Consider the following 26880-nt stretch of genomic DNA (forward strand, 5'->3'; position numbering starts at 1 on the left):
CCATGTGACCGCATCTGAATGGTCAGTTAAGGGTTCTGCTGCCAGCTAAAGGTATAACGAAGCTGGCGCGTCTGCAGGATGAATTCCGGCGAGACGCTGGGGCTCCAGGAGTCATCGCCGCCCACGCCCATATGGAACGCATCGAGGTTGAGCCAGCACCCTGGCTCTTCCCGCAGCAGATGATGATGGGTTGTCTCACGAAGCTGCTGCTGGCCGTAGCGGCTCACCGAGAAATGGAACCGGCCGTTCAGCTGGTGCGGTCCCAGCAGAAGCTTCCGGGTATCGCAGCGCAAACCGTTTTCCGTCGGGAAGATATACGGCGTGTGCATGGCCTCCAGGGGCAATACCCAGCGCCCCTGCTGCGCCGCCAGCTTTCTGTCCGGGTAGTTTTCATGCGGCCCCAGCCCCAGCCAGTCAACCTTTTTCGGCACTTCAGCGAGATGAACGCTCAGGCCAATGCGCGCAGGTTCAGGTATATCAGACGCCATATCGACCTGAATATCGCCATGCAGAACCCCCTGCTCGTCCACCCGCCAGATTTTACGGCTCAGGAACAGCGCCTTGCCGCGATGCTCCAGGACATGCTGAGTTCTCACCACCACTTCGCCTGCGTGCTGCTCTGCCTCACAGTGCAGAACGCGCGAGGTGAGATCGTACATGCCCGCCGCTTTCCAGCGTTCCACCCACGCGTTCGGATCGATGCGCGTCGCTTCGCTCACGCCAATGTCGTTGTCCAGCGGCGCGCGGCAGACGTTATCCGACACGGGGGAAAGCAGCGTTTCAACGCCATTTCGCCACCATTGAGTCAGGTATCCGGAGGCGCGATCGAACTGCCAGCGCTGTTGGCGATGGGCGATCTCCAGGATGCGAGCGCTTTGCGTTAACACCGGCGGCTCGCCCGCCGGAGCTGGCGGAGCAATAAAGAGTGGAGCCGGAAGCGGCCACTGCTCCCACGCGCAGCGATGGCCTGCCGGTGACCACGGCGTTGCCCGCGGCTGGCGAACCTCAACGTTCAGCCAGATTTCACCCGGCCCGTCCTTCAGCTCCGGCAGGTCGAACTCCAGACGCTGGATACCTTCCGGCGCCATCGCCAGCGTCACCTCGCCCGCAGCGAGCACGTCCCCGTCCCGGGCAACCGTCCACCTCAGCACTTCATTATCGCTGTGACGGAACAGATAGCTGCTTTGCACCTCGATCGCCAGCGGAGAGGTGCTGACCAGCGTAAAGGTAAAGAACTGCTGGGCGCGCTGGGCCTCGTACAGCGCCGGGTGCGGCGTGCGATCGGGGAATACCAGCCCATTGAGGCAGAACTGTCGATCGTTCGGCTGATCGCCAAAGTCTCCGCCGTACGCCCAGAACGCGTTGCCCTCTTCGTCTTGCTTCGTCAGGGCCTGATCGACCCAGTCCCAGACAAACCCGCCCTGCAGGCGAGGATGGCTGCGAAACGCCTGCCAGTATTTCGCGAACCCACCAAAGCTGTTTCCCATCGCGTGGGCGTATTCGCAGAGGATCAGCGGACGCGTCTCGTCCGGCATGCCGATCCATTTCTTGATTGACCATTTAGGCACCGCCGGGAAGGGCTGATCCCAATCGACCCGAGCGTACATCGGGCAGACAATGTCGGTCGCCGCTGTATTGGCCCCACCGCCTTCGTACTGCACAGGCCGCGTTGGATCGGTGGCTTTCAGCCAGCGGTACAGCGCATCGTGATTCGCGCCGTGGCCGGACTCGTTGCCCAGGGACCAGATGATAATTGAGGGGTGATTACGATCGCGCTGCACCATGCGGGTAACGCGCTCGCTCATGGCGGGCAGCCAGCGCGGATCGTCAGCCAGGCGGCTCATCGGCACCATGCCGTGCGTTTCGATATTGGCTTCGTCAACGACGTACAGCCCGTAGCGATCGCAAAGCCGGTACCACAGGGGATGGTTCGGATAGTGAGAGCAGCGCACGGCATTGAAGTTGTGCTGCTTCATGATTTCGATATCACGACGCATGGTCGCTTCGTCCATCACCTGACCGTTTTCCGGGTGATGCTCGTGCCGGTTAACCCCGCGGATCAGCAGCGGTTTACCGTTAAGCTTCAGCAGGCCGTTGCTGATGTCAACGCGGCGGAAGCCCACATCGCATGCCTCAACCTCCAGCACCTCACCCCGCGGGTTGAGGAGCGCTATCGTCAGACGATACAGTTCCGGCGTTTCAGCGCTCCAGAGCGCGGGGTGGTCGACGGGGATCGCCACCGTTAAGCGCTCGGCCCAGCTGCCGCGCTCGTCCACAATGTCAGACCCCGGACGCCGGGAAACGCTGGCGCATTTTTCCCCCCTGCGCCACAGGGTAAAGACCACCTCGCAGTCTGCAAAGCCAGTCCCTGCCAGCGCGACTTCAGCCTTCAGCACCGCACGGTCCAGCTCTGCATTCAGATCCGTCACCACGTGATAATCAGCAATCTGCATTTCGGGTTTATGCAGCAGCGTCACGTCGCGGAAAATGCCGCTCATGCGCCACATGTCCTGATCTTCCAGATAGCTGCCGTCGCACCAGCGTAACACCAGGACCGCCAGGCGGTTCTCACCTGGCCGCAGGACCGCTGAGAGATCGAATTCGGCAGGCAGCCTACTGTCCTGGGAATAGCCCATCCACCGCCCGTTGCACCACAGATGAAACGCCGAGTTCACGCCGTCAAAGATGATGCGGGTCTGCCCGCTCTGAAGCCACGCGTCATCCACGTTGAATGTGAGCGAGTAACAACCGGTTGGGTTTTCTTGCGGCACAAAAGGGGGATTAACGGGGATGGGATAGGTGACGTTGGTGTAGATTGGCGTATCAAACCCCTGCATCTGCCAGTTCGACGGCACGGGCATCGCAACGGCGTCTGCGCAATCTTCGGTTATCCATGCCTCCGGGATTTGCTCGGGTGCAGTAAAGTAGTTGAATCGCCACACCCCATTGAGGGAGCGCCTGCTGGCGGATGCAGCATCATCCCGGGCAGGCTGTTCAAAACGCCAGCTGTGTAACGGCGCATGTGCCTCCAGACGGTTCCACTGGGTGACGCCCGGGTTTTCCCAGTCCCGTCGGGCCAGAATGGCGCTGAGAGTCAGCGATAAAGTGTTGGGCATATCAACCTCTTTGCGAAGCGCTCACAATTTTGGTTAACATGCCCTGGCGCCCGGCGACAGTAAAGCGTTGAATCGCGGGGTAGCGAATCCGATCACAAAGTTTTATTTGCGGGCAAGCTGCTCGGCAAGGAGTGCCAGGCTTCTGAGCTGCTGCGCCAGATCCTCTCGTTCGGCCTGCTTCGGGGTGCGGCGCGCGCTGGAGTGGCGGGTCACCAGCGTCACCGGCAGTTGAACCTGCCAGCATTCCTCGTCCCCGGAGGGGTCCAGCAACCACTCCACGCTGCGCTCGCCCGCCTCGCGAAACGCCTGACGAATGGTCGTCAGCGGCGGGGAAAACCAGGCGCTGTCGGCCGTATCGTCAAACCCGACCACCGATATCTGACCGGGAACAGCGATCCCTTTTTCCGCGCAGGCTCGCATCACCCCAAGCGCCATCTGATCGTTCGCCACCAGAATGGCATCCGGTAATACCGCCCCCGAGAGCAGCACGTGTCCCTTCTCATAGCCGCTGGCCGCACTCCAGTCGCCGTAAGCCACCGCAACCGCGTCAAGACCCGCCTGTGCCAGCGTTGCTTTCCACCCCGCCAGACGCGCGCGCGCGGAAACCGAGCTTTCCGGCCCGCTCAGCAGGGCAATATGCCGATGCCCCAGCGAAAGCAGATGTTCAACGCCCAGGCGCGCCCCTTCCCCGGCGTTAAACACGAGGCTATTTACCTGTGCTGACGGCGACACGTCGAGGAACAGCACCGGGACAGGCGTCGCCAGCGCCATGAGCTCTTCGGCGAGCGGATCGTCAAGCGGCACATTTACCAGCAGCGCGTCTACCCGCTGCGCCAGCAGCGCCTGAAGCGCGGCCTGGCACTGATGCGGCTGTTCCACCATGGAAATCAGGACGCTCGCCCCCTGCTCTGCAGCCCGGGATTTTACCGCCGACACAATTTGCGAGGGCGCATGCAGCGCCAGATCGGTGGTGATGAGGCCCAGCGTACGGGTGCGTTTACCCGCCAGCTGCTGCGCCCGCAGGTTGGGGACGTAATGCAGCTCCGCCATCGCCTGCTGCACCTTTTCACGCGTGCGGGCAGAGACGTGCTCCGCGTCGTTAATCACGCGGGAAACGGTCTGATAAGAAACCCCCGCAAGGAGGGCTACATCATAGAGAGTGATTGCTTTCATGCGTTCCGGCATCGCTATTTTCGAAGCGTCTATTCTGGCACAGCAATGCCGTTAAAGCATGTGAGCGCTTCGCAAATCAAACAACCCGCTCCGGCTGCGGTATTTTCTCACCGCGCGGCTTCTGGCGGAACCAGGGCAAACAGAGCTGAATAAGCGGGCCAATGCTCAGAGCGTACACTACGGTCCCCACCCCAAACGAGCCCCCCAGCACGCACCCAATCAGCAGGACGGACACTTCGATGGAGGTACGCACGCTGCGAATGGACCACCCCAGCCGGGCATGAATGCCGGTCATCAGGCCGTCGCGCGGGCCAGGCCCAAAACCGGCCCCGATGTACATGCTGGTGGCAATCGCGTTCATCACGATGCCCGACACGAGGAAAGCGATGCGCACGGGTAACGAACTCAGTTCGGGGAGCAGGGCCATGCTGGCGTCCGCCGCCAGACCAATACAAATTACGTTACTGATCGTGCCAAGACCGGGCATCTGACGCAGTGGGATCCACAGCAGCAGCACCGCAGCACCGGTCAAAATGATCACCGTCCCGATGCTCATACCCAGCTGAATTCCCACACCAAGATGAAACACATCCCACGGATCGACCCCCAGATCGGCGCGAATAAACATCGCGGTTGAAAGCCCATACAGCCCTAAACCGACATAAAGTTGTAGCAGACGACGTACCATTTTTTTATCTTCTCCAGTGAACCCGACTTTCATCCTGACCCAAAATGGCACTAAGATTAATGTCCAGTTTTCAAATAGTGGACTGCATATGTCATCACGCCGCTTCGGAAGCCAGTCTTTGGTGCGCCTTTTAGGGCACTGGCAGCAAACCTCATCCCGCACTCCGCTCTGGCGCCAGCTGGCTGACGCGCTGCGCTTGTTAATCCTTGATGGCCGGCTGGCGCTGCATACGCGGCTGCCGGGCGAACGGGAACTGGCCGCGGCGCTGAACGTGAGCAGAACCACCGTCAGCAGCGCCCTCACCCACCTGCGTGAAGAGGGATACCTTGAAAGCCGCCACGGCAGCGGGTCGCGCGTCATACTCCCGAATTCGCGCGCCGTTCCCACCCTTTCAGCGGCGAGCGCCGCCCTGGATCTCTCCACTGCCGCCCTCAATGCCGGGCCGGAGATCCACCAGGCTTACACCCATGCGCTCACGGCCATTACCCAGCACCTCTCGCTGACGGGCTACGATCAGCTTGGGCTTCCTGCCCTGCGTGAGGCGATTGCTGCACGCTATACCGCGCGGGGTCTGCCTACCCGCGCAGACGAGGTGATGGTGGTCAACGGTGCTGTCAGCGGGTTTGCGCTGGTGCTGCGGATGATGACCGGGCCGGGGGACCGCGTCGTGGTCGATCATCCCACCTATCCGCTGGCGATTGCCGCCATTCAGGGGGCGCAGTGTCGGCCTGTCGGGGTGTCGCTGCCGGAAACCGGCTGGGATACGGATGGCTTTGCCGCAACGCTTGCCCAGACGGCGCCGCGCCTGGCCTATCTGATGCCAGATTTTCACAACCCAACCGGGCGATGTATGGATATCGCCACCCGTCAGGCTATCGCCGATATTGCTGCCCAAACCCGCACGGCGTTGGTCGTGGATGAAACGATGGTCGATCTCTGGTTTGATTCGCCTCCGCCACCACCGCTGGCATCGTTTAACCCGCAGGCCAACGTAATTACGTTAGGCTCTACCGGAAAAAGCTTCTGGGGCGGTCTGCGTCTTGGCTGGATCCGCGCCTCCTCGCACACCATCGCCACCCTTACCCAGACACGCAATACGCTGGATCTAGGCTCGCCGCTGCTGGAGCAGCTGGCGACGCTGTGGCTTATCGACAACAGCGAACGTTTTCTTCCCGCTCGCCGCAAGATGCTGGCGGAACGCCGCGATCGCTGCAGTGACCTGCTGCGAGAACATTTCCCGGAGTGGAAGTTCCATGAGGCGGAAGGCGGGCTCTCTTACTGGATTGAGCTTCCAGGCATGATGGGGACACAGCTTGCCGCACGGGCAGAAATCATCGGGATTAACCTGGGAACCGGGACGCGGTTTGGCTTATCGGGGGCGTTTGATCGCTTTTTACGTATGCCCTTTTCGCTGGAGCCAGCGGAGCTGGAAGCGGCGTTACTGCGGATTAAACCATTATGGATCGCGCTAAATTCAAATACGCCAGCAGTCAAACGCAGCCTGGTTTAATATTCAAATTTTGAACTGGATCATAAAATAAAAACTGCTGACTGTAATATATGCAGTCAGCAGTTTTCACTGGTCAGTGATTTAGTGTTGAGGAGGAATCGGGAAGCCTTTCAATGAAATAACGAAGTTATCACCGTCTTTCTTTATTTTTGCACCAGTATCACACCAGTCAGACGCAATACGAAAGAACTCATCGCTTCCAACATTCCAGCCAAGACGTACATGCTTCACGTAGCCTGAACGCAACAGATCGCAGGCCTCGTTGTAGTCACTGGCAGTTGACAGTTGTTGTTTCATTTTCTCTTCTTCAGAAGTTTACGTAGAGCCTTGATTTCTTTAGGAGTAAAAGGAGAAACACTCTCTTCTTCCGTATGCTGATTATCAATATCCTCTTCCGATACTCCCGCCTCTTCTACTGCTTCAAACGCCAGCAGCAGCAGTTTCTCTGTGGTCACGCTTAAATTCTCGTTATTTACTTCCGCATAGTGGCGGAGTCTTTCTTTTAGCGCTTCGTCAATTTTAACATTTAAAACTGCAGTAGCCATGTTTGTCACTTCCCTTCGGAATAAGTACTTTATTTAATACACGAAGTTATCACTGTTATCCAGTTCTATATTTTTTTGAGTTTTGACGAAAAATAGACGTCCAATTATAAAATGCCAGTCTATTATTACAGGTTTATGACAATAATATTTCAAAGCGATGAAATATATATTACATGGTATAGGCATTATATTTTTGTGGAATAAAGGCTAAAAAGAGACGGAAACAGGAAAGATCGGATGAGGCCAGAAATGGGTGGGGGCCCTGCCAGCTACATCCCGGCACCCACGTCGTCTGCCCTGGCTGCTTCCTTCCGGACCTGACCTGGTGAACAGAGTAGCGTTGCGGGAGAACCAACAGAGCCCCCATTGAGAGCGTTGATAACCAACGCGCTGGCGCATTATCCCTGCGCAAAGCCTCAATTGCAAGCGACCACAAACCGGATGCTGGTTTCTTGCGCAAACAGACGCAGCAAACACGACGATCTTCGTTTACCATGACGGTCCAGACAACCCTACAGGTGAAGGTATGGACGAACACGACTCCTTTCCACAGCGCGTATGGCAAATCGTGGCCTCGATTCCGGAAGGCTACGTCACCACTTACGGTGATGTCGCACGGCTGGCCGGTTCTCCCCGCGCGGCGCGACAGGTTGGAGGCGTTCTGAAGCGGCTGCCGGAAGGGAGTACGCTGCCCTGGCACAGGGTGGTGAACCGTCATGGCGCCATCTCGTTAACCGGGCCGGATCTCCAGCGTCAGCGTCAGGCATTACTTTCAGAGGGTGTGCAGGTGTCAGGAGCAGGACAGATTGATCTACAGAAGTACCGCTGGGTGTATTAAACCCTCCCCCGAAGGAGAGGGTAATAGCAATAATTACATCTGAGTCGGTGGGGTTGGCAGGGACGGCTGATTGGTCTGTGGAGCAACCGGGACTTCGGTTTGCTGCACCGGTACCAGATTCAGGTCAATTTTGGTTCCACCGTGATTAATCGCTTCCTGAACCGTATCGGTGATAAAGACAAGCTTGCCGTTGATGGTTACCGCTGCGCTCAGCAGGATACGGGCATTCGGCTGCACGTCTGACGGGTTATACGGCAACACGAAGCTAAACGGAGCCTGCTTACCTTCAGTACGGACCGCACGCTGGGCCAGAACTTTCGACGGTGCGTCGGCCAGGGAAGCATCAGACAGCGTTACCGTTAATACCGCATCCGGCGGCAGCGCGACTCTCTGTTTAATCCAGATTGTACCGGAAACGTTAGGCTGCTGAATGGATTGCTGTGAAAGGGTATTAATCCCGTTCGGATCTGCAGCTGGCACCGGCACCTGGGCGCTCTTACCGGCACAGGCGGACAACGCCACCGCAATAGCTACACCACTTAGCATGGGCACGAGTTTCATTGAAGTCTCCTTATCATCAATGCACCAGCGGGATCGATCCCATCCGATGTCGTTTCAATCACATAACGTTTTTAAGTGTGGCACAGATCACCGATTAATGCCTAAAAACGTACCGACATTCAGATTATTCTACCCATCGGACCACTTTCATTTCTGCGTTATACTCTGCCTATCTTTCGCTGCGGCGTTTACTGAGGACAACTATGAGTCAGGCACTGAACAATCTGCTGACATTACTGAATCTGGAAAAAATTGAGGAAGGACTCTTTCGCGGACAGAGCGAAGACCTGGGCTTACGTCAGGTGTTCGGCGGGCAAGTCGTCGGACAAGCATTGTACGCTGCAAAGGAGACTGTCCCGGCAGACCGTCTGGTGCACTCATTCCACAGCTATTTCTTACGCCCTGGCGACAGCGCTAAACCGATCGTGTATGACGTTGAAGTTCTGCGAGATGGCAACAGCTTCAGCGCTCGCCGCGTAGCGGCCGTTCAGAACGGTAAGCCGATCTTTTATATGACCGCCTCTTTCCAGGCACCGGAGCCGGGGTATGAGCATCAGAAAGTGATGCCGCCAGCACCGTCGCCTGACGAACTTAAGTCAGAGACCGATATCGCCCGCGCGCTGGCGCATCTGCTTCCGCCGCAGGTCAAAGAGAAGTTTCTCTGCGATAAGCCGCTGGAGATCCGCCCGGTTGAGTTCCATAACCCAATGAAAGGCCATACCGCCGAGCCGAAACGCCAGGTCTGGATCCGCGCCAACGGTACCGTGCCGGAAGATTTCCGCGTGCATCAGTATCTGCTGGGCTACGCGTCAGACTTCAACTTCCTGCCGGTTGCGCTACAGCCGCACGGCGTTGGCTTCCTTGAAAAAGGGATGCAGGTCGCGACCATCGATCACTCCATGTGGTTCCACCGTCCGTTCAATATGAACGAGTGGCTGCTTTACAGCGTGGAGAGTACCTCAGCGTCGAGCGCTCGCGGGTTTGTGCGTGGAGAGTTTTATACTCAGGACGGCGTGCTGGTCGCTTCTACGGTGCAGGAAGGGGTAATGCGTAATCGCGGTTGATGTTGTGCGGCCTGATGCCCTCACCCTGCCCCTCTCCCACAGGGAGAGGGAATACACACTAAAAACGGTAACCAAAGGTTACCGTTTTGCTGTTTATCAGGCGTTATACGCATTCTCGCCGTGGCTGTTGACGTCCAGACCTTCGCGCTCCTGCTCTTCCGGTACGCGCAGACCAACCGTCATATCCGCCAGCTTATAGCCGATGAAAGCGACAACGGCAGACCACACCACGGTGATAGCAATACTTTCCAGCTGCACCAGCACCTGATGAACCATCGTCACGCCTTCTGCGTAGCCCACGCCACCGAGCGATTTCGCGGCAAAGATACCGGTCATGATACAGCCGACGATGCCGCACACGCCGTGCACGCCAAATACATCGCATGGGTCGTCAACGCGCAGCACACGTTTTAGTGCGGTAACGCCCCACAGACCCGCAAGGCCCGCGACCAGACCCACCAGCAGCGCACCGCCTACGCCGACATAACCACACGCAGGGGTGATACCAACCAGACCGGCAATCGCACCTGAACAGGCACCCAGCAGGGAAGGTTTACCGCGTACCGCCCACTCGCCGAATACCCAGGAGAGGATCGCACCCGCCGTGGCCACAACGGTGTTCACGAAGGCCAGCGCGGCGATTTCGTTTGCTGCACTGGCGGAACCGGCGTTGAAGCCAAACCAGCCAAAGTAAAGGATAGCCGTACCGGTAAACACCATCGGCAGGTTGTGCGGTTTGAACGCTTCTTTACCGAAGCCCACGCGTTTGCCAATCAGGTAGGCACCCACCAGACCCGCTACCGCGGCGTTGATGTGTACAACGGTACCGCCCGCGAAGTCCAGCGCGCCGTGCGTTGCCAGCAGACCACCGCCCCAGACCATGTGCGCAATCGGCACATAGGAGAGGGTCAGCCAGACCACCACAAAGATCAGAACGGCAGAGAAACGGATGCGCTCCGCCAGCGCGCCAACGATCAGCCCGACGGTAATGCAGGCGAACGAGCCCTGGAACGCAACGTGAATATACTGATAGAAACTGCCCATCAGCGCGGTCAACTCAATATTTTTCAGCATCACCCAGTCGAAGTTACCAAAGAAGGCGTTGCCGGTGCCGAAGGCCAGCGAGTAGCCGTAAACCACCCACAGCACGCAGACCAGCGCGAACGTCACGGCAACCTGCGTCAGCATGGAGAGAACGTTTTTGCCGCGGATCAGGCCGCCGTAGAACAGCGCAATGCCCGGGATAGACATGAACAGTACCAGCGCAGTGCTGATCATCATAAAGGCGTTATCGGCCTTGTCAGCCACGGCAGGGGCAGCCAGCGCCAGGCCCGGCAGCAGTGCCAGCGAACCCAGACCCGTTTTAAGTGTTGCTATCTTCATTTTCTTGATCCCTATCACTGTGTGCCAGGCGTTATTTACAGTGCCGCTTCGTCAGATTCGCCGGTACGAATGCGAATGACGCGCTGCAGTTCGGCAACGAAAATTTTGCCGTCGCCAATTTTGCCGGTGTAGGCCGCTTTGCTAATCACATCAATCACTTCATCAAGCTGATCGTCAGCAATCGCGACATCAATTTTTACTTTTGGCAGAAAGTTAACGCTGTATTCCGCCCCGCGGTAAAGCTCGGCATGACCCTTCTGACGACCAAAGCCTTTCACTTCGGTGACAGTCAGTCCCTGAATACCCATTGAAGACAACGCTTCACGCACGTCTTCGAGTTTGAATGGTTTGATTACCACCGTAACCAGCTTCATAGATCCCCTCCAGTCAGAATTCGGTAATGGCCGCAGCTCACGCAGAAGGTATTGCAAGGGGTGTGCCAGAAATGAAAACGAGGGGGAAAAGCGGTGCGACGAGCGTTACGCCGTCTTCATTAACGAACCGGCGAAAAAAAACGCACCATGTCGGTGCACGGTGCGTTTCAGTATTGCACCAACAGGAATGACTGTTAGCGCGTTGCTTTGTTTTGGTGCATCAGGCGCTGAGCGACTCTTCCTCACGCACGCTGGCGGCCAGCTCTTCGCCCGCAAGCTGAAGCTGGTACATCTGCCAGTAGCGTCCTTTAGCTTCCAGCAGTTCACGGTGCGTGCCGCGTTCCACGGCTTGTCCCCGGTGCAGCACCAGAATGGTATCGGCATCGACAATGGTGGAAAGGCGGTGGGCAATCACCACCAGAGTCGTATGATCGCGCACGGCGGCCAGCGCCTGCTGGATGGCCTGCTCGGTGCCGGAGTCAATGCTGGCCGTCGCTTCATCCAGAATCAGCACCTGCGGGGTTTCGATCAGCACCCGCGCCAGCGCGAGAAGCTGCTTTTGCCCAACGGAGAGGTTGTTCCCCTGCTCGCCCAGCTTCGTATTGATCCCATCGCTAAACCCACGCGCCAGTTCTGCCAGCTGCACTTTTTCCAGCACGTCCCAGACCTGCTCCTGGGTATAGTCCCGCCCCAGGGTCACGTTAGCGTAGAAGGTATCGGCCAGAACGACCGGATCCTGCTGCACCATCGCGACGCCTTTACGCAACACGTTGTGGCTGAGAGACGCGAGCGGGCGTCCGTCGAGGCGAATTTCGCCTTGCGTGACCGGGTAGTAGCCCATCAACAGGCTGGCAAGCGTGCTCTTGCCGCTGCCCGTATGCCCTACCAGCGCCACGAAACCGCGCGACGGAACATCCAGCGTAATGTCCTGCAACACCAGCCGGTCTTCGCGATAGGCAAACGAGACGTTATCAAAGGCAATATCCCCGCTTTGCAGAGGTCGCTCATCATTGCCGTAGGCCTGGCGCGGTCTGTCCATCAGCTCAAACACGCGCTCACCGGCGACGACCGCCTGCTGCAGCATCGATTGCTGGGTAGTGAGCTCGATCAGCGGCTCGTTAAGACGTCCGAGATAGCTAATAAAGGCGTACAGCACGCCCACTTCAATCGTACCGTTTGAGCTCAGCCCAAAGAGCATCAGCAGCCCGCAAAGCACCAGCGCAGAGAAAAGGCTGAGCAGCGGACGGAGCAGGAAACCGTCCAGGCGCAGCGTCTGCATACGCGCCATGTAGTGCGAACGGCTGGCTTCCCCCATCCGCTCGCCAAAGCGGGCCTGCTGGCGGAACTGCTGGATGACGCTCATGCCGTTAATCACTTCGTTGAAACCATCGTTGATGTCGGCCAGATAGGCGCGAACCCGGCGCACAATCGGCGTGCTGTATCGCTGGTAGATCACCATCACGATCAGCACCGCCGGGAAGATGGTAATCGCCACCAGCGCCATGCGCCAGTCGAGGCTGAACATCGCCACCAGCATCGCGCCAATCAGCGCCGCGCTGCGTAACACCGTCGCGACCACGGTGACGTACAGATCGCGGATCACCTCGGTATCGTTGGTCACGCGCGAAATCACCTGCCCGACCGGCTGGATATCAAACTCGCTGAGCGGCTGGCGCAGCGCCGCGTCCATCACATCCGTGCGCAGCTGCTGAACGACGCCCACGGCTGCACGGTTGAACAGCAGCGACTGAGCATAGTGCAGCCCTGCCGCCGCCAGCTGCAGGCCAACGTAGGCCACGCCTAAGCCCGCTACCAGCCCCAGCGGCAGATAGCTTTTGGCGACCATGTTGTCGATAAAATAGCTGATGAGCAGCGGACCGCTCACCTCAGCAATCGCCGCAATCCAGAGTAAAAGCACGGCCACGGAGAGCGGTTTACGCCACGGCGAGCCGTAAGCCAGCAGACGTTTGAGCGTCGGCCACATCGTTCCGAGCTTACGCATTGGCGGCCTCCTCATCCTGTTCCGGCGCATCGTCCAGCGCCGCCTCAAGCTGTTGATAGCGATACATATCGCGATACCAGCCCGGCTGTTCGACAAGGGCTTCATGCTGCCCACGCTGGGCAATGTGCCCGTGCTGTAAGACCAGAATTTCGCTGGCCTCAGTGAGCGCTGACAAACGGTGGGCGCAGATAATCACCGTGCGGCCGTCGCCCCACTGGCGCAGGTTATGCAGAATCTGATGCTCGGTACGGCCGTCCACGGCGGAAAGCGCATCGTCCAGGATCAAGATTTCAGCATTCAGCAGCAGCGCGCGGGCAATCGAGATCCGCTGTTTCTGCCCGCCGGAGAGCATGACGCCACGTTCCCCGACTTCCGTTTCATAGCCCTGCGGCAGGCGCAAAATATCATCATGTACGCTGGCTAAGCGCGCCACGTGTTCGATCTCTTCCTGCGTCGCCGACGGATGACCAAGGGCAATGTTATTCGCCACGGTGTCCGAAAATAAAAACGGCGTCTGGCTGACGACCGCCAGGCGTCCACGCCACTCGTCCAGCAGCAGGTTCGTCAGGGGGATATCATGGAAACGAATATCGCCCTCGGTGACGTCAAAGTGGCGCTGCAGCAGAGAGAGAACGGTACTTTTACCGGACCCCGTTGGGCCGCAGATGCCCAGCATCTGGCCCGGCTGCAGCGTAAAGCTAACGTTTTCCAGCACCGGATGTTCCGTTTGCGGATAGACAAATTTACGAACGTCGACGTTCATAACGCCGCGCCCTTCCGGCACCTCTTCGCTGCCGTCATTGACCACCGGGGCTTCGGCCAGCATGGCGCGAATGCGGCTGTAGGCGGCGCTGCCGCGCTCAACAATGTTAAACATCCAGGCCAGCGCCAGCATCGGCCAGATCATCAGCCCCAGATACATCGCAAAGCTGGTTAATTGCCCCAGGGTCAGCGTGCCCTGCACCACCATCCAGCTCCCGCCGCCAATGGCAAGCAGGTTTGCCATGCCGATTGCGATATAAATCGTTGGATCAAACCGGGCGTCGATACGCGCGACGCGCATGTTTTTCGCCCCCGTGTCTGCCGCATCGGCGGCAAACAGCGCGGACTGCCTGTCCTCCAGGCCAAACGCTTTGATCATGCGGATGCTGGTCATACTCTCCTGGGTGCGATCGTTCAGAGATGAAAACGCCGCCTGCGCCAGCTTGAAACGCTCGTGCAGCTGTTCGCCGTAGCGATTGATCGCCAGCGCCATCAGCGGCATCGGCAGCAGGGCCAGCAGGGTCAACTGCCAGCTGATCTGCGTGGACATGACGATCAGCACCGCGCAGCCCATCACCAGCGAGTCCACCAGCGTCAGCACCCCTTCCCCGGCGGCAAAGACCACGCGATCGACGTCGTTAGTCGCGCGAGCGATAAGATCCCCGGTGCGGTGGCGGAGATAAAACTCAGGATGCTGTCGGCTCAGCTGGCGGTAAAAATCTTCGCGCAGCTCAACGGCCAGCTGATAGGACGCACCAAACAGCAGCACGCGCCAGACGTAGCGCAGGAGATAAACAATGACCGCCGTCAGCACCAGCGTGCCGACCCACATCAACACCCGTGCGGTGGTGTAATGCTGTTCAGTGACGCCATCCACGACGTAGCCCACCACCTTCGGCGGGATCAGCTGCAAAATGGCAATGATAATAAGCAGGGCGACTGCACCGAGGTAGCGTTGCCACTCCCGACGAAAGTACCAGCTTAATTGGGCAAATAATCGCACGCGGTTTGTTCCTGAAGGTATTTTACGAAGTTATTCAATGGGTAATGCTGTGGTGTACTTTATCTGTTCCATGGCGAAGCTTGAGGTGACGTCCGACAAGCCCGGGACGCTGTTCACCAGCCGCTTGTAGAAGTCATCATAGCGCTTCATGTCAGCCACCTGGACGCGCATCAGGTAATCGTACTCGCCGGCCATACGCCAGAAGCCGAGCACCTCGGGCATCTCAGATACCTGAGTGACGAAGCGGCAATACCACTCGCTGCTGTGGTGTTGAGTTTTTATCAGCACAAATGCCGTCAGCCCAAGCCCCAGTTTTTCAGGATCGAGTAACGCGACGCGGCCCAGCAGAATACCGTCATCTTCCAGCTTTTTTAGGCGCTTCCAGCACGGTGTGGTGGTCAGATTAACGGCATCTGCCAGCGCCTGCAAAGAGAGGGTACAGTCACTTTGCAGCAATGAAAGGAGCTTGCGGTCAATTTTATCTAGCATACCCACCTCACAGAGAAAATTTTTCTCCCTTCATTCTATTTTAAAGGCCAGATAGCAACAATTTTTTCTGTGCTTTTCGCTATGCTGGGCACAAAATGACAAACGGATAACTACGATGAATAGCACCTGGGTTAAACATGCCATCAGTGAAATCAATGCCGACTATCAGCGCTCGGCGGATACGCACCTGATTCGTCTTTCCCTGCCGGGATTTGACGGTATTCAGCTCTACCTGAAGGATGAAAGTACCCATCCTACCGGTAGCCTGAAGCATCGCCTGGCGCGCTCCCTGTTTTTATACGGTTTATGTAACGGCTGGATTAAAGAAGGCACCACCATCATTGAATCCTCATCTGGTTCAACGGCGGTGTCCGAAGCCTATTTTGCCCGCCTGCTGGGCCTGCCGTTTATCGCCGTGATGCCCTCCTGCACCGCAAAACGTAAAATCGAGCAGATCGAATTTTACGGCGGACGCTGCCACTTTGTGGAAAGCGCCTGCGAAATCTACGCCGCCTCTGAAATGCTGGCCCGCGAGCTAAACGGCCACTATATGGACCAGTTCACCTTCGCCGAGCGCGCAACGGACTGGCGCGGCAATAACAACATTGCCGACAGTATTTTCCGCCAGATGACCCACGAGCCGCATCCGGTTCCGTCGTACATTGTGATGAGCGCCGGTACCGGCGGCACGTCAGCCACTATCGGACGTTACATCCGCTGTCAGGGCTACAATACCCAACTGATGGTGGTTGACCCGCAGAACTCCGTCTTCCTCGACTACTGGCAAAGCCGCGATGCCGGCCTGCGCAGCCCGCTGGGCAGTAAAATTGAAGGGATTGGGCGCCCGCGCGTGGAACCGTCGTTCATCCCGGATGTGGTGGACGAAATGCTTCGCGTGCCGGACGCCGCCAGCATCGCCACCGCGCACTGGCTGGAGACGCAGCTCGGCCGCAAGGTTGGTGCATCAACGGGCACCAACATGTGGGGCGCACTGCAGCTTGCGGCACGCATGCGCGAGGAAGGCCGTACCGGCTCCATCGTCACGCTGCTGTGCGACAGCGGAGAGCGCTATCTTGAAACCTACTACAATGCGGAGTGGGTACAGGCCAACATCGGCGACATCACCCCGTGGAAAGCGCAGATTGCGCAGCTGCTGAAATAAAAAAAAGCCAGACCGAAGTCTGGCTTGCTGGAAGGGTCTCACTATTCGGGGGAATATGGGAGGTTATTGTTGTCCAGCCAATGCGTCAAAAAATGGGACACCGCTTCGTTACCGCAGTGTCCGATAACCGGCAGATGAGGAAGCTCTGCTATCAGCTGCGGCATCGCGTTCCCCATAATCAGACCGCGCCCCACGCTGCCCAGCATTTCGCGGTCATTCATGGCGTCGCCAAACGCCATACAATCCTGCAGCGTTAAGCCCAGGTGGTCGCTCAGTACCGCCAGGGCGGAACCTTTGTTACAGCCCACCGGCAGCACTTCCAGACAATCTACCGCCGAGAAGGTCAGGTGCGCCCGGTCGCCCAGCACCTCATTCAGTTGAATCCGTAAGCGACAAAGATCGTCGTGATCGCCACAGAAGCAGATCTTGGTCACCGCGTGGGCGGGGATCCGACGCAGATCGATAAGCTGGTATTTGAAGCCGCTATAAACATGCGCGTGCAATAATTCGGGGATTTCGCTTCCGGTAAACCAGCCTTGATCGTTAAAGACGTGGATACTGGCCCGCGTGTCCCAGGTACTGTGCAGCACGATGTCCGCCACTTCCGGGTTGAGATCCTGGCGGTGCAGCACCTCCCCTTCAACGGTGTGAATGCGCGTCCCGTTGCCGGTGATTAAAAACGCATCCAGAGAAAACGCGCCCAGCAAATGACGCATCTCCAGCACGTGGCGACCCGTAGCAAACGTCAGGGTGACATCACGCTCGCGCAGGCGCTTGAGGGTACTCAGCGTTTTCTCCCCCAGACGGTGATTCGGCATTAACAACGTACCGTCCATATCAAATGCAGCGAGCCGGGCCATGTTTACTCCTGAAATGTGATGCGATTAACTTGTGCATCAGTATCGTGTGAGATATACGGAAGTAATAGTGAATAGATGAAAATTATTGTTCCGGGTTTCTTATGCGCCAGCTTAACCGTCTTAATCAGTATCAACGCCTGTGGCAACCTTCCGCCGGCGCTCCGCAGCTCGTAACCGTAAGCGAGCTTGCAAGCCGCTGTTTTTGTAGCGAGAGGCATGTCCGCACCCTGCTGCGCCAGGCTCAGGAGGCGGGCTGGCTCAGCTGGCGCGCGCGGTCTGGTCGCGGCAAGCGCGGTGAGCTGACGTTCCATGCCAGCCCGGAGTCACTGCGCAATGCGATGATGGAAGAGGCACTGAAGAGCGGGCAGCAGCATAACGCTTTGGAGCTGGCGCAGCTTGCGCCGGACGCGCTGAGATCGTTGCTGCATCCGTTTTTAGGCGGGCAATGGCAAAACGACACGCCGACGCTGCGCATCCCCTACTATCGCTCGCTGGAGCCGCTTCAGCCGGGCTTCTTGCCTGGCCGGGCGGAGCAGCATCTGGCGGGACAAGTATTCTCAGGTTTGACGCGTTTTAACGGCAACAGCAGTGAACCTACGGGCGATCTGGCGCATCACTGGGAGGTCTCTGCTGACGGGCTGCGCTGGCATTTCTATATTCGCTCCACGCTGCACTGGCATAACGGCGATAAAATAGAAACGGCGCAACTCCAGCGAAGCCTGACCGCGCTGTTGACGCTTCCCGCCCTGCGCACCCTGTTTCGGAGCGTCTTACGTATCGAAACAACGCATCCACAGTGTCTGACGTTTGTGCTGCATCAACCGGACTATTGGCTGGCGCACAGGCTGGCAACCTACTGCAGTCGTCTGGCGCATCCCGACCATCCTGCGGTTGGCTGCGGTCCCTTCCGGCTAGCCGCCTTTGAGCCCGACCTGGTTCGTCTGGAAAGCCATGAGCAGTACCACCTGAGCCATCCGCTGCTTAAAGCCATCGAATACTGGATCACTCCCCAGCTGTTTGATTACAGGCTGGGTACCAGCTGTCGTCACCCGGTGCAAATTGCGATTGGCGAGGCCGATGAGCTGGAAACCCTGAGGCTGGTCAGCAGCAGTACCAGTCTGGGCTTCTGTTACCTCACGCTGAAACAGAGCGCGCGTCTGAGTGAGCTCCAGGCAAAGCGGCTTATCAATATCATCCATCTCTCCAGGCTTCTGCACACGCTTCCGCTCAATGAAGGGCTCATTACGCCCACTCAGGAACTGCTTCCCGGCTGGACAATTCCCGAATGGCCTGATTTAACGGACGTTGCCCTGCCCGAGTCGCTGACGCTGGTTTACCATCTTCCCGTTGAGCTTCACACCATGGCCAGCCAGTTAAAAACGTACCTGGCGCGACAGGGTTGTGAACTGACCGTCGTCTTCCACGACGCCAAGACGTGGGACGGATGCCAGCAGCTTGCCGATGCAGATATCATGATGGGGGACAGGCTGATTGGCGAAGCGCCAGCGTATACGCTTGAGCAGTGGCTGCGCTGCGATGCACTGTGGCCGCACGTGTTAAGCGCACCGGCCTACGCTCATTTGCAAGCCACGCTGGATGCGGTGCAGTCGCAGGCCGAAGCTCGGGACCGACACGCCGGTCTGCAAGCCATTTTCAACCGCCTGATGGAGAATGCGGTGCTGACGCCGCTTTTTAACTATCAATATCAAATCAGCGCCCCGCCAGGGGTCAACGGCATACGCCTCAACACCCGCGGCTGGTTTGATTTTACCGAAGCCTGGCTACCCGCCCCCAAATCGTGAAGAAGCTGGTCGCCGCCGTAGCCAGACGGTAACATAACGTTTTTACCGTAACAGTCGAGATGATTTATGAAACGTGCCGTCGTCGTGTTCAGCGGAGGACAAGACTCTACAACCTGCCTGGTTCAGGCCCTTCATCAGTATGATGAAGTTCACTGTGTGACTTTCGATTATGGCCAGCGTCACCGCGCTGAAATCGACGTTGCCCGTGAACTTGCCCTGAAACTGGGGGCACGCGCGCACAAGGTGCTGGACGTTACGCTGTTAAATGAACTGGCAGTCAGCAGCCTCACCCGGGACAGTATTCCCGTCCCGGACTACGAACCCGATGCCAGCGGCATTCCGAACACCTTCGTGCCGGGCCGTAATATTCTGTTCCTGACCCTGACGGCAATTTACGCCTATCAGGTAAAAGCCGAAGCGGTAATTACGGGCGTATGCGAGACCGACTTCTCAGGATATCCGGACTGCCGTGATGAGTTTGTAAAAGCGCTCAACCACGCCGTCAATCTGGGGATGGCAAAAGAGACGCGCTTTGAAACCCCGCTCATGTGGCTGGATAAAGCCGAAACCTGGGCGCTGGCCGACTACTGGGGCAAGCTGGATTTAGTTCGCAGCGAAACCCTCACCTGCTATAACGGTATCAAAGGCGACGGTTGCGGCCAGTGCGCCGCCTGTAATCTGCGCGCTAACGGACTGAACCACTACCTGGCTGAGAAAGTCGGCGTAATGGCGGCAATGAAGCAAAAAACCGGGCTGAAATAAGGCTACCTCACCGTGCTGTCGAACAGTTTTACCCCGGCAGCACGGGTCACCTTCATTAGCGTAGTCAGCGTTGGGTTGCCGTTGTCTGATAAGGTTCGATATAGCTGCTGGCGGGAAAGACCGGCTTTGGCAGAGATTTCACCTATGCCGCCACGGGCTTCGATGACGCGTCTGAGCGCAATCAAATAGGCTGGGATCCCCTGGTCTTCATAAATTTCCTCCAGTGCAATTTGCAGATACAACTGAGCATAGGAGGGATTTTCACGCAGCATCTTAACAACAGCTTCATCGTGACTGACGGAGCTAGAGAATTTTCGTTCGCTTTTGCTCATCGGATTTATCCTTTTGATGATCATTCCAGTAATCTATTGCCAGTTTCACATCAGTCTTTTGACTCTTTTTGTCACCGCCGATCAGCAACAATAGGATCTCCCGATGCTCTACTGCAAAATAGATTCGATAACCGGGACCACAATCCATTTTCAATTCCCAGATACCCTCTCTGAGATATCGGTAATCACCGAAATTCCCTTTCTCAGCACGGTCAATTCGCAGAAGGATCCGAAACACCAATTCTGGATCCTTTCGCTTCATCTTCGCTACCCACTCCTCAAACGGCACTTTCCCGTCACGGGTCCGGTAACGTTCAACAACGTAGTCCCTGTCCATTATTCTATCCCTGAAAAATCCTTTTGTCTTTTATAAAAGACAAACTTTCTAAGCGATCATCAGCTCCAGCTTTTCCCTCAGCTCCCCTTCCAGCGGCAGCGCTTTCTGAGTTTTCAGATCGATACAGACAAAGGTAATCAGCGCATCAGCCACTACCTGCCCTTCTGGATCGAGCGTCACCACCTGGCTTAACACGCCGCTCTTACCGTTTAGCTGTTGTACCTGGCTGGTCACGGTGAGCACATCGCCCAGCACGGCCGGGCGGCGGTAGTTGATGTTGATATTGACGACCACGAAAGCGATGTTGTGCGCGGTCAGCCACTGAAAGCTTTCGCTGTTCTCTAGTCCGTCCCAGCGCGCTTCTTCAAGAAATTCGAGATAGCGGGCGTTGTTAACGTGCTGGTAAACATCAAGATGGAAACCGCGTACTTTGATTTTTGTCTGCATAGCGCAATAGCCTTACGTTGTTATAGGATCAGAGGTCATAACTGGTATGACCTCTTTATCCTGGCAAACTTTTGCCGCAGTGCAAGAAATTGCGTTATTACAGTGTCAGGTGTGAGAGGTTGCGCTCAACCAGCGCGCTGCCCATGCCCGGGACCTGCTTGAGATCATCGACCGTTTTGAAAGGGCCATACTCTTCGCGGTAGCTGACGATGGCCTGCGCTTTTTTCAGGCCGACACCGTTCATTGCGCGGGCAAGATCCTCTGCCGAGGCCGAGTTAATGCTGACCCGCGTACCGTCATCATCCGTATTTTTAACGGCGTCAGCCGCTTTGGTTTGCCCCTGCACCGGCGCCGTCGCATCAGATTTGCTCTGCGTGGTCTGTGGTTTGGCGGCGGGCGTCGCCGCCAGCGCGCCCGCGCTCATCCCGGTGGTGGCAATAGCCAGCGTAATTAACAGTGCTTTGATTCCACATTTCATGCTGTTATCTCCTTGTTTGTTGACAGCCACGCAACGATAGCTCCCGGAGAAAACAGGCACAAACAGCAGATTGCAGAAATGGAAAAGGCCGCGAAAGCGGCCTTTAGTTTTTGCAGAACGTTACGAAAATCTGCGAGCAGACACGTAATTATTGCTGCTGAGTCATGACATCGCCCAGCTTAATTTTGGCTTCTTTACGCAGGTTGCTCATCATGGCTTCGAAAGCAATCTGAGCATTGTTCTGAGTAATGCCCTGAACCATCGCCTTCTTCTGCGCTTCTGGCAGGGTGCCGGCTTTCACTTCGTCCAGTGCCAGCAGAACAACGTTACCCTGCATATCGGTGGTGGTGCCGAAGCTTGGCTTGTCTTTTGACGGCAGCGTCAGGCCAAACGCAGCCTGGCTGATTGGGTCCTGACCGGTACGGCTCAGCGTTTTCGCCTCACCGAAGCTCAGGCCAGCCGCTTTCAGCGCGTCCTGTTTACCTGCTTTCAGGTCAGACAGAATCTTCTCAGCATCCAGTTTCGCCTGCTGTTCCGCTTTGTTGTGCTTAACCTGAGCGACGACCTGATCCTTCACTTCCGCCAGCGGTTTGACTGCTTCTGGCTTGTGCTCGCTGACGCGCAGAACAAACGCACGATCGCCGTCGACGGTAATGATGTCAGAGTTGCTGCCCGGCGTACCGTTCTCGCCCACCAGACCACCGTTAAAGATGGCATCAGAAACCGGCTTGAAGTTCAGCTCTTCCGGCAGGTTGTCGCGACCAAACCAGCCCGTCTCAACCGCCTTCACACCCGCTGCCTGCTCTGCACCTGCCAGAGATTCGTTGTCGTTGCTGGCAGCATCGCTCACTTTCTGCTGCAGCGCGTAGTAGGCATCCAGGGCTTTTTCCTGTTTCACTTTCGCAGCGATATCATCACGAACCTCAGCCAGCGGCTTGGTTTTCGCCGCGATGATGTCGTCCAGGCGCACGACCAGGAAACCAACGGATGATTTAATCACACCAGACAGCTGGCCTTTCTCTTTCAGGCCGGCATTTTTCAGTTCGTCCGGCGTGGTTGCATCTTCCAGCCAGCCCATATCACCGCCGTTTTTCGCAGAGATGATATCGGTAGATTTCGCTTTCGCAATGGTGGCGAAATCAGCGCCTTTGTTCAGTTCATCCAGTACCGCCTTAGCATCTGCTTCAGTTTTGGTCTGAATCACGCTGTAGCGGTTACGCTGCAGCTGAGTGAACTGATCCTGATGCTGGTCGTAGTAAGACTGGATCTCCGCGTCAGAGGCGCTTTCCTGCAGCGCAGCTGCATCCAGCTTGATGTAGCTGACGCGGAACTGCTCCGGAGAAACAAAGGCGTTTTTATTCTGCTCGTACCAGGCGTTAACCTCTGCGTCGCTCACCTGCTGTTTCGCCGCCAGGGCGTTCACATCAATGGTCGCTTCACGGACAACGCGCTGCTGTGCTACCAGCGCAGCCAGTTCTTCCGTTTCACCTTTGAGCATAAAATCGGTGCCCACAACGGCATTGATAAGCTGCTGAGTGGTCAGCTGGTTACGCAGCGCCTGCGCGTACTGATCCGCCGTCATGCCCATCTGGTTGACGATGCTGTTGTAACGGGCGTTGTCGAATTTACCGTTAGACTGGAATGCCTGAGTGGCGAAGATCGCTTTTTTCACCTGCTCGTCGCTGATGCCAAGGCCCAGCTTTTTGGCATACTGATCCAGCAGCGCTTCGTCGATAAGACGGTTCAGCGTCTGTTGGCGCAGGGTTTTCATGTACCCTTCATTCGCCGCCAGTTCAGAGAATTGGTCGCCCAGCTGTTGCTGCATACGGTTACGTTCACCGGCAAAAGCATTCTCGAACTGACCACGGCTGATTTCCTGGCCATTCACTTTTGCGGCATAGTTCGCGCCACCGCCAATAAGGTAACTGCTCACGCCGGTCAATATGAACGACACGATAATGATACCGAAAATAATCTTGAGCACGAGACTGTTAGCAGCCGTGCGTAAGCTGTCCATCATGGTGTAACAACACTCCGCTGTAGGTGACTGGTTACCTGACGCTGACGGAAAATCCTGCCCGTCGCGCGTAAAGGCGTATTGTGACAAGAAAACGGGGCGATTGTCAGCCCACAACTCGCATAAACTCGCACAAATCAGGTCTGGACAAACAAAAAAGGCACATCAAACGATGCGCCCTTGTACTATCCGGCTTCCCTGAAACGGGAAAGCAATCAGTTTACTGCGTCTTTCAGCGCTTTACCTGCACGGAAACCCGGCACTTTAGCAGCAGCAATGGTGATCTCTTTACCGGTCTGAGGGTTGCGGCCAGTACGGGCAGCACGCTCTTTAACAGCAAAAGTACCGAAGCCTACCAGTGCAACGTCGTCCCCAGCCTGCAGAGATTCAGTAACAGAAGCAATTAATGCATCTAACGCACGTCCAGCTGCAGCTTTAGAAATATCAGCACCAGCAGCAATTTTGTCAATCAGTTGAGATTTATTCACTGTTCTCTTCCTCTCTTTATAATTTATATCGCGCCTGAGTCCTTCACAACGCGACCGCGCAGCAGTTATATCAGGCCTGCCATGACCTTACAACACCCGTTGTTGATGGCTGACCTAATCAGCAATCTAAATTAGCTATACAAAAAAAGGCTGGCAAGTGCGAAATGACTTACCAGCCTTGTTTTTATTGACGCTCTTTGCGCGAGGTCACTATTTTGCGGTTACAACCTGCATTCCGGACGGTTCATTCTGCAATGCGAGAGTAAGAACTTCCTCAATTCGCTTAACAGGATGGATCTGCAGATCGGCAATCACGTTGTCCGGAATCTCTTCCAGATCGCGTTTATTCTCGTAAGGAATCAATACGGTTTTGATCCCACCGCGGTGTGCCGCCAGCAGTTTTTCTTTTAACCCACCGATTGGCAGGACCTGACCACGCAGGGTGATTTCACCGGTCATTGCCACATCGGCACGTACCGGGTTCCCTGTCAGACAGGAGACCAGCGCCGTACACATGGCAATACCCGCGCTTGGGCCATCTTTCGGCGTCGCCCCTTCCGGAACGTGCACATGGATGTCGCGTTTTTCGTAGAAATCCGGATTGATACCCAGTTTCTCCGCACGCGCACGCACCACTGTCAGCGCCGCCTGAATGGATTCCTGCATCACTTCACCCAGCGAGCCGGTGTAGGTCAGCTTGCCTTTGCCCGGCACACAGGCGGTTTCGATGGTCAGCAGATCGCCGCCCACTTCCGTCCATGCCAGACCGGTGACCTGACCAACGCGGTTTTCGTTGTCCGCGCGACCGTAGTCGAAGCGCTGAACGCCCAGGTAGGCATGCAGATTGTCGCCGTTAATCACAATGTGCTTCAGGCTCTTATCCAGCAGCAGCTGTTTCACCGCTTTACGACACAGTTTAGAGATTTCACGCTCAAGACTACGCACGCCCGCTTCACGGGTGTAGTAGCGAATGATGCCGATAATCGCGCTGTCCTCGACGGTCAGCTCGTTGGCTTTCAGCGCGTTACGCTCAATCTGTTTCGGCAGCAGGTGCTGCTTAGCGATGTTCAGCTTCTCATCTTCGGTATAACCGGAGAGACGGATCACTTCCATACGGTCCAGCAGTGGGGCCGGAATGTTCATGGAGTTGGAGGTCGCCACGAACATCACATCGCTCAGGTCGTAGTCCACTTCCAGGTAATGATCGCTGAACGCCACGTTCTGTTCTGGATCAAGTACTTCCAGCAGTGCAGACGCCGGATCGCCACGCATGTCCGAAGACATCTTGTCGATCTCATCGAGCAGGAACAGCGGGTTTTTAACGCCCACTTTCGCCATCTTCTGGATCAGTTTACCCGGCATAGAACCGATGTAGGTACGGCGGTGACCGCGGATTTCCGCTTCATCGCGCACGCCGCCCAGCGCCATACGGATATATTTACGTCCGGTCGCTTTGGCAATGGACTGACCCAGAGAGGTTTTACCCACCCCTGGCGGTCCTACCAGGCACAGAATTGGGCCTTTAATTTTGTTTACACGGCTTTGTACCGCGAGGTACTCAAGAATGCGGTCTTTGACGCGTTCCAGGCCGTAGTGGTCGGTATCCAGGATCTCCTGAGCCTGACGCAGGTCTTTTTTGACCTTGCTGCGGGCATTCCACGGAACCTGAACCATCCACTCGATGTAGCCGCGCACGACGGTCGCTTCAGCCGACATTGGAGACATCATTTTCAGCTTCTGCAGTTCTGCTTCGGCTTTCTCTTTCGCCTCTTTCGGCATCTTCGCCGCGTCGATCTTACGCTTCAGCGCTTCGTTTTCATCCGGCGCGTCGTCCATCTCGCCCAGCTCTTTCTGAATCGCCTTCATTTGCTCATTCAGATAGTACTCACGCTGAGACTTCTCCATCTGCTTTTTCACGCGGTTACGAATGCGCTTCTCAACCTGCAGCAGATCGATTTCAGACTCCATCATCGCCATCAGGTATTCCAGACGTTCGTTAACGTCGGACATTTCCAGCACGGACTGTTTGTCAGCCAGCTTCAGCGGCATGTGCGCAGCGATGGTATCCGCCAGACGCGCAGGATCGTCGATGCTGTTCAGCGACGTCAGCACTTCTGGTGGAATTTTCTTATTCAGCTTGATATAGCCTTCAAACTGGCTGATTGCGGTGCGCACGAGCACTTCCTGCTCGCGTTCATCAAGCTGAGGCGAATCAAGGTACTCTGCCTTAGCAGAGAAGTGTTCGCCATTGTCAGACAGGGTGGTAATACGCGCACGCTGCAGCCCTTCCACCAGCACCTTCACGGTGCCGTCAGGCAGCTTCAGCATCTGCAAAATAGAGGCCACGGTCCCGACGGTGAAAAGATCGTTTACACCCGGCTCATCCGTTGATGCTTCTTTCTGCGCCACCAGCATGATTTTTTTATCATGATCCATAGCGGCTTCGAGGCAACGGATAGATTTTTCCCGCCCTACAAATAAGGGTATGACCATGTGCGGATAAACCACCACATCGCGCAACGGCAATACGGGGATTTCAATGCGTTCAGAACGCTCAGGATTCATAGAGCTCTCTCTTAGTTTAGTGTCCGCCAGGTAAGCTGGTCATGTCACAGTGCTTCACATAACCATTAACATGTATCCAGTATATGGGGATGTTTCCCACACATTCAACGCTATGAACACGG

At 56.6% G+C, this 26880-nt stretch carries 24 protein-coding genes, 1 other RNA gene and 1 pseudogene; 6 read left to right on the forward strand and 20 right to left on the reverse strand.

Going from position 1 to position 26880, the window contains the following annotated elements:
• Positions 1-26: 26 nt before the first annotated feature.
• From AB8818_RS09050 to AB8818_RS09060, 3 genes are all read right to left on the reverse strand, one after another.
• Positions 27-3116: a beta-galactosidase gene (locus tag AB8818_RS09050; RefSeq protein WP_192983414.1), complete on the reverse strand. Its 3090-nt coding sequence runs from the start codon at positions 3114-3116 to the stop codon at positions 27-29.
• 102 nt (positions 3117-3218) lie between these two features.
• Entirely contained in the window at positions 3219-4289 is a 1071-nt protein-coding gene (locus AB8818_RS09055) for a LacI family DNA-binding transcriptional regulator (RefSeq protein ID WP_192983417.1), read from the reverse strand.
• A gap of 76 nt (positions 4290-4365) precedes the next feature.
• Positions 4366-4977, reverse strand: a complete 612-nt coding sequence (locus AB8818_RS09060) for a YitT family protein (RefSeq protein ID WP_192983420.1) — start codon at positions 4975-4977, stop codon at positions 4366-4368.
• A gap of 88 nt (positions 4978-5065) precedes the next feature.
• Between AB8818_RS09060 and AB8818_RS09065 the strand changes: the two genes are divergently transcribed.
• Positions 5066-6487, forward strand: a complete 1422-nt coding sequence (locus AB8818_RS09065) for a PLP-dependent aminotransferase family protein (protein ID WP_371199865.1) — start codon at positions 5066-5068, stop codon at positions 6485-6487.
• A gap of 81 nt (positions 6488-6568) precedes the next feature.
• On the opposite strand, the gene AB8818_RS09070 is transcribed toward AB8818_RS09065, so the two are convergent.
• The 3 genes from AB8818_RS09070 to ffs all read right to left on the reverse strand — a co-directional run bounded on the left by AB8818_RS09070 (position 6569) and on the right by ffs (position 7389).
• Positions 6569-6784: a hypothetical protein gene (locus AB8818_RS09070; RefSeq protein WP_023310588.1), complete on the reverse strand. Its 216-nt coding sequence runs from the start codon at positions 6782-6784 to the stop codon at positions 6569-6571.
• Positions 6781-7032: a hypothetical protein gene (locus AB8818_RS09075; protein ID WP_006176926.1), complete on the reverse strand. Its 252-nt coding sequence runs from the start codon at positions 7030-7032 to the stop codon at positions 6781-6783. Before AB8818_RS09075 ends, AB8818_RS09070 begins: the two co-directional genes overlap by 4 nt.
• A gap of 260 nt (positions 7033-7292) precedes the next feature.
• Positions 7293-7389: signal recognition particle sRNA small type (gene ffs, locus AB8818_RS09080), an RNA gene on the reverse strand.
• Between the two features lie 84 nt (positions 7390-7473).
• Between ffs and AB8818_RS09085 the strand changes: the two are divergent.
• Positions 7474-7870: pseudogene (locus tag AB8818_RS09085) on the forward strand (MGMT family protein).
• A gap of 33 nt (positions 7871-7903) precedes the next feature.
• On the opposite strand, the gene AB8818_RS09090 reads toward AB8818_RS09085, so the two are convergent.
• Entirely contained in the window at positions 7904-8431 is a 528-nt protein-coding gene (locus AB8818_RS09090) for a YbaY family lipoprotein (protein WP_028012173.1), read from the reverse strand.
• A gap of 203 nt (positions 8432-8634) precedes the next feature.
• Between AB8818_RS09090 and tesB the strand changes: the two genes are divergently transcribed.
• Entirely contained in the window at positions 8635-9495 is an 861-nt protein-coding gene (gene tesB / locus AB8818_RS09095; protein ID WP_116341587.1) for an acyl-CoA thioesterase II, read from the forward strand.
• A gap of 96 nt (positions 9496-9591) precedes the next feature.
• Here the strand turns inward: tesB and amtB are convergent, their stop codons facing one another.
• The 5 genes from amtB to AB8818_RS09120 all read right to left on the reverse strand — a co-directional run bounded on the left by amtB (position 9592) and on the right by AB8818_RS09120 (position 15508).
• The gene (gene amtB / locus AB8818_RS09100) at positions 9592-10878 is read right to left on the reverse strand and encodes an ammonium transporter AmtB (RefSeq protein ID WP_014882787.1); all 1287 of its coding nucleotides are present in this window, start codon (positions 10876-10878) and stop codon (positions 9592-9594) included.
• A 35-nt stretch (positions 10879-10913) separates the two neighbouring features.
• The gene (gene glnK, locus AB8818_RS09105) at positions 10914-11252 is read right to left on the reverse strand and encodes a P-II family nitrogen regulator (RefSeq protein WP_008503304.1); all 339 of its coding nucleotides are present in this window, start codon (positions 11250-11252) and stop codon (positions 10914-10916) included.
• A gap of 220 nt (positions 11253-11472) precedes the next feature.
• Entirely contained in the window at positions 11473-13254 is a 1782-nt protein-coding gene (locus AB8818_RS09110; RefSeq protein ID WP_192983426.1) for a SmdB family multidrug efflux ABC transporter permease/ATP-binding protein, read from the reverse strand.
• Positions 13247-15019, reverse strand: coding sequence for a SmdA family multidrug ABC transporter permease/ATP-binding protein (locus AB8818_RS09115; protein ID WP_192983429.1), 1773 nt, complete (start codon positions 15017-15019; stop codon positions 13247-13249). The genes AB8818_RS09110 and AB8818_RS09115 overlap by 8 nt, the downstream gene beginning before the upstream one ends.
• Before the next feature lie 30 nt (positions 15020-15049).
• Positions 15050-15508 carry an Lrp/AsnC family transcriptional regulator gene (locus tag AB8818_RS09120; protein WP_008503307.1) on the reverse strand — a complete coding sequence of 153 codons (459 nt, stop codon included), beginning with the start codon at positions 15506-15508 and terminating at the stop codon, positions 15050-15052.
• 115 nt (positions 15509-15623) lie between these two features.
• Here AB8818_RS09120 and AB8818_RS09125 point away from each other — a divergent pair, with 115 nt between their 5' ends.
• Positions 15624-16670, forward strand: coding sequence for a PLP-dependent cysteine synthase family protein (locus AB8818_RS09125; protein WP_192983432.1), 1047 nt, complete (start codon positions 15624-15626; stop codon positions 16668-16670).
• Positions 16671-16711: 41 nt separating this feature from the next.
• Here AB8818_RS09125 and cof read toward each other — a convergent pair whose 3' ends face one another.
• Positions 16712-17530, reverse strand: a complete 819-nt coding sequence (gene cof, locus AB8818_RS09130; RefSeq protein WP_192983435.1) for an HMP-PP phosphatase — start codon at positions 17528-17530, stop codon at positions 16712-16714.
• A 101-nt stretch (positions 17531-17631) separates the two neighbouring features.
• Between cof and AB8818_RS09135 the strand changes: the two genes are divergently transcribed.
• Positions 17632-19332 (forward strand): SgrR family transcriptional regulator, encoded by a 1701-nt coding sequence (locus AB8818_RS09135; protein WP_163330429.1) that lies wholly within the window; start codon positions 17632-17634, stop codon positions 19330-19332.
• A gap of 66 nt (positions 19333-19398) precedes the next feature.
• Positions 19399-20094, forward strand: coding sequence for a 7-cyano-7-deazaguanine synthase QueC (queC, locus tag AB8818_RS09140; RefSeq protein WP_163330428.1), 696 nt, complete (start codon positions 19399-19401; stop codon positions 20092-20094).
• A gap of 2 nt (positions 20095-20096) precedes the next feature.
• Here the strand turns inward: queC and AB8818_RS09145 are convergent, their stop codons facing one another.
• From AB8818_RS09145 to lon, 7 genes are all read right to left on the reverse strand, one after another.
• On the reverse strand, positions 20097-20426 hold the full coding sequence (locus tag AB8818_RS09145; protein ID WP_116341601.1) for a DNA-binding protein: 330 nt from the start codon (positions 20424-20426) through the stop codon (positions 20097-20099).
• On the reverse strand, positions 20398-20763 hold the full coding sequence (locus AB8818_RS09150; protein WP_116341603.1) for a type II toxin-antitoxin system RelE/ParE family toxin: 366 nt from the start codon (positions 20761-20763) through the stop codon (positions 20398-20400). The genes AB8818_RS09145 and AB8818_RS09150 overlap by 29 nt, the downstream gene beginning before the upstream one ends.
• Positions 20764-20811: 48 nt before the next feature.
• Positions 20812-21210, reverse strand: a complete 399-nt coding sequence (locus tag AB8818_RS09155; protein WP_025756175.1) for a YbgC/FadM family acyl-CoA thioesterase — start codon at positions 21208-21210, stop codon at positions 20812-20814.
• A gap of 97 nt (positions 21211-21307) precedes the next feature.
• The gene (locus AB8818_RS09160; RefSeq protein ID WP_192983437.1) at positions 21308-21688 is read right to left on the reverse strand and encodes a helix-hairpin-helix domain-containing protein; all 381 of its coding nucleotides are present in this window, start codon (positions 21686-21688) and stop codon (positions 21308-21310) included.
• A 148-nt stretch (positions 21689-21836) separates the two neighbouring features.
• Entirely contained in the window at positions 21837-23708 is a 1872-nt protein-coding gene (gene ppiD / locus AB8818_RS09165) for a peptidylprolyl isomerase (protein ID WP_192983440.1), read from the reverse strand.
• Between the two features lie 212 nt (positions 23709-23920).
• Entirely contained in the window at positions 23921-24193 is a 273-nt protein-coding gene (hupB, locus tag AB8818_RS09170) for a nucleoid-associated protein HU-beta (protein ID WP_002444653.1), read from the reverse strand.
• Between the two features lie 210 nt (positions 24194-24403).
• The gene (gene lon, locus AB8818_RS09175) at positions 24404-26758 is read right to left on the reverse strand and encodes an endopeptidase La (protein ID WP_061099040.1); all 2355 of its coding nucleotides are present in this window, start codon (positions 26756-26758) and stop codon (positions 24404-24406) included.
• Positions 26759-26880: the final 122 nt, after the last annotated feature.

It is taken from the genome of Enterobacter sp. KB-280D8, from assembly GCF_041399405.1.
Classification (GTDB): Bacteria; Pseudomonadota; Gammaproteobacteria; order Enterobacterales; family Enterobacteriaceae; genus Enterobacter; species Enterobacter cloacae_N.

What these genes read in the sequence shown, in the direction of transcription:
- AB8818_RS09055 (WP_192983417.1), bottom strand. Translation starts at nt 4,289, where the DNA reads ATGAAAGCAATCACTCTCTATGATGTAGCCCTCCTTGCGGGGGTTTCT.
- tesB (WP_116341587.1), top strand. Translation starts at nt 8,635, where the DNA reads ATGAGTCAGGCACTGAACAATCTGCTGACATTACTGAATCTGGAAAAA.
- AB8818_RS09150 (WP_116341603.1), bottom strand. Translation starts at nt 20,763, where the DNA reads ATGGACAGGGACTACGTTGTTGAACGTTACCGGACCCGTGACGGGAAA.
- AB8818_RS09070 (WP_023310588.1), bottom strand. Translation starts at nt 6,784, where the DNA reads ATGAAACAACAACTGTCAACTGCCAGTGACTACAACGAGGCCTGCGAT.
- AB8818_RS09050 (WP_192983414.1), bottom strand. Translation starts at nt 3,116, where the DNA reads ATGCCCAACACTTTATCGCTGACTCTCAGCGCCATTCTGGCCCGACGG.
- cof (WP_192983435.1), bottom strand. Translation starts at nt 17,530, where the DNA reads ATGGCCCGGCTCGCTGCATTTGATATGGACGGTACGTTGTTAATGCCG.
- AB8818_RS09120 (WP_008503307.1), bottom strand. Translation starts at nt 15,508, where the DNA reads ATGCTAGATAAAATTGACCGCAAGCTCCTTTCATTGCTGCAAAGTGAC.
- AB8818_RS09065 (WP_371199865.1), top strand. Translation starts at nt 5,066, where the DNA reads ATGTCATCACGCCGCTTCGGAAGCCAGTCTTTGGTGCGCCTTTTAGGG.
- AB8818_RS09160 (WP_192983437.1), bottom strand. Translation starts at nt 21,688, where the DNA reads ATGAAATGTGGAATCAAAGCACTGTTAATTACGCTGGCTATTGCCACC.
- AB8818_RS09125 (WP_192983432.1), top strand. Translation starts at nt 15,624, where the DNA reads ATGAATAGCACCTGGGTTAAACATGCCATCAGTGAAATCAATGCCGAC.
- AB8818_RS09060 (WP_192983420.1), bottom strand. Translation starts at nt 4,977, where the DNA reads ATGGTACGTCGTCTGCTACAACTTTATGTCGGTTTAGGGCTGTATGGG.
- AB8818_RS09145 (WP_116341601.1), bottom strand. Translation starts at nt 20,426, where the DNA reads ATGAGCAAAAGCGAACGAAAATTCTCTAGCTCCGTCAGTCACGATGAA.
- AB8818_RS09090 (WP_028012173.1), bottom strand. Translation starts at nt 8,431, where the DNA reads ATGAAACTCGTGCCCATGCTAAGTGGTGTAGCTATTGCGGTGGCGTTG.
- AB8818_RS09110 (WP_192983426.1), bottom strand. Translation starts at nt 13,254, where the DNA reads ATGCGTAAGCTCGGAACGATGTGGCCGACGCTCAAACGTCTGCTGGCT.
- lon (WP_061099040.1), bottom strand. Translation starts at nt 26,758, where the DNA reads ATGAATCCTGAGCGTTCTGAACGCATTGAAATCCCCGTATTGCCGTTG.
- ppiD (WP_192983440.1), bottom strand. Translation starts at nt 23,708, where the DNA reads ATGATGGACAGCTTACGCACGGCTGCTAACAGTCTCGTGCTCAAGATT.
- AB8818_RS09075 (WP_006176926.1), bottom strand. Translation starts at nt 7,032, where the DNA reads ATGGCTACTGCAGTTTTAAATGTTAAAATTGACGAAGCGCTAAAAGAA.
- AB8818_RS09155 (WP_025756175.1), bottom strand. Translation starts at nt 21,210, where the DNA reads ATGCAGACAAAAATCAAAGTACGCGGTTTCCATCTTGATGTTTACCAG.
- queC (WP_163330428.1), top strand. Translation starts at nt 19,399, where the DNA reads ATGAAACGTGCCGTCGTCGTGTTCAGCGGAGGACAAGACTCTACAACC.
- AB8818_RS09135 (WP_163330429.1), top strand. Translation starts at nt 17,632, where the DNA reads ATGCGCCAGCTTAACCGTCTTAATCAGTATCAACGCCTGTGGCAACCT.
- glnK (WP_008503304.1), bottom strand. Translation starts at nt 11,252, where the DNA reads ATGAAGCTGGTTACGGTGGTAATCAAACCATTCAAACTCGAAGACGTG.
- amtB (WP_014882787.1), bottom strand. Translation starts at nt 10,878, where the DNA reads ATGAAGATAGCAACACTTAAAACGGGTCTGGGTTCGCTGGCACTGCTG.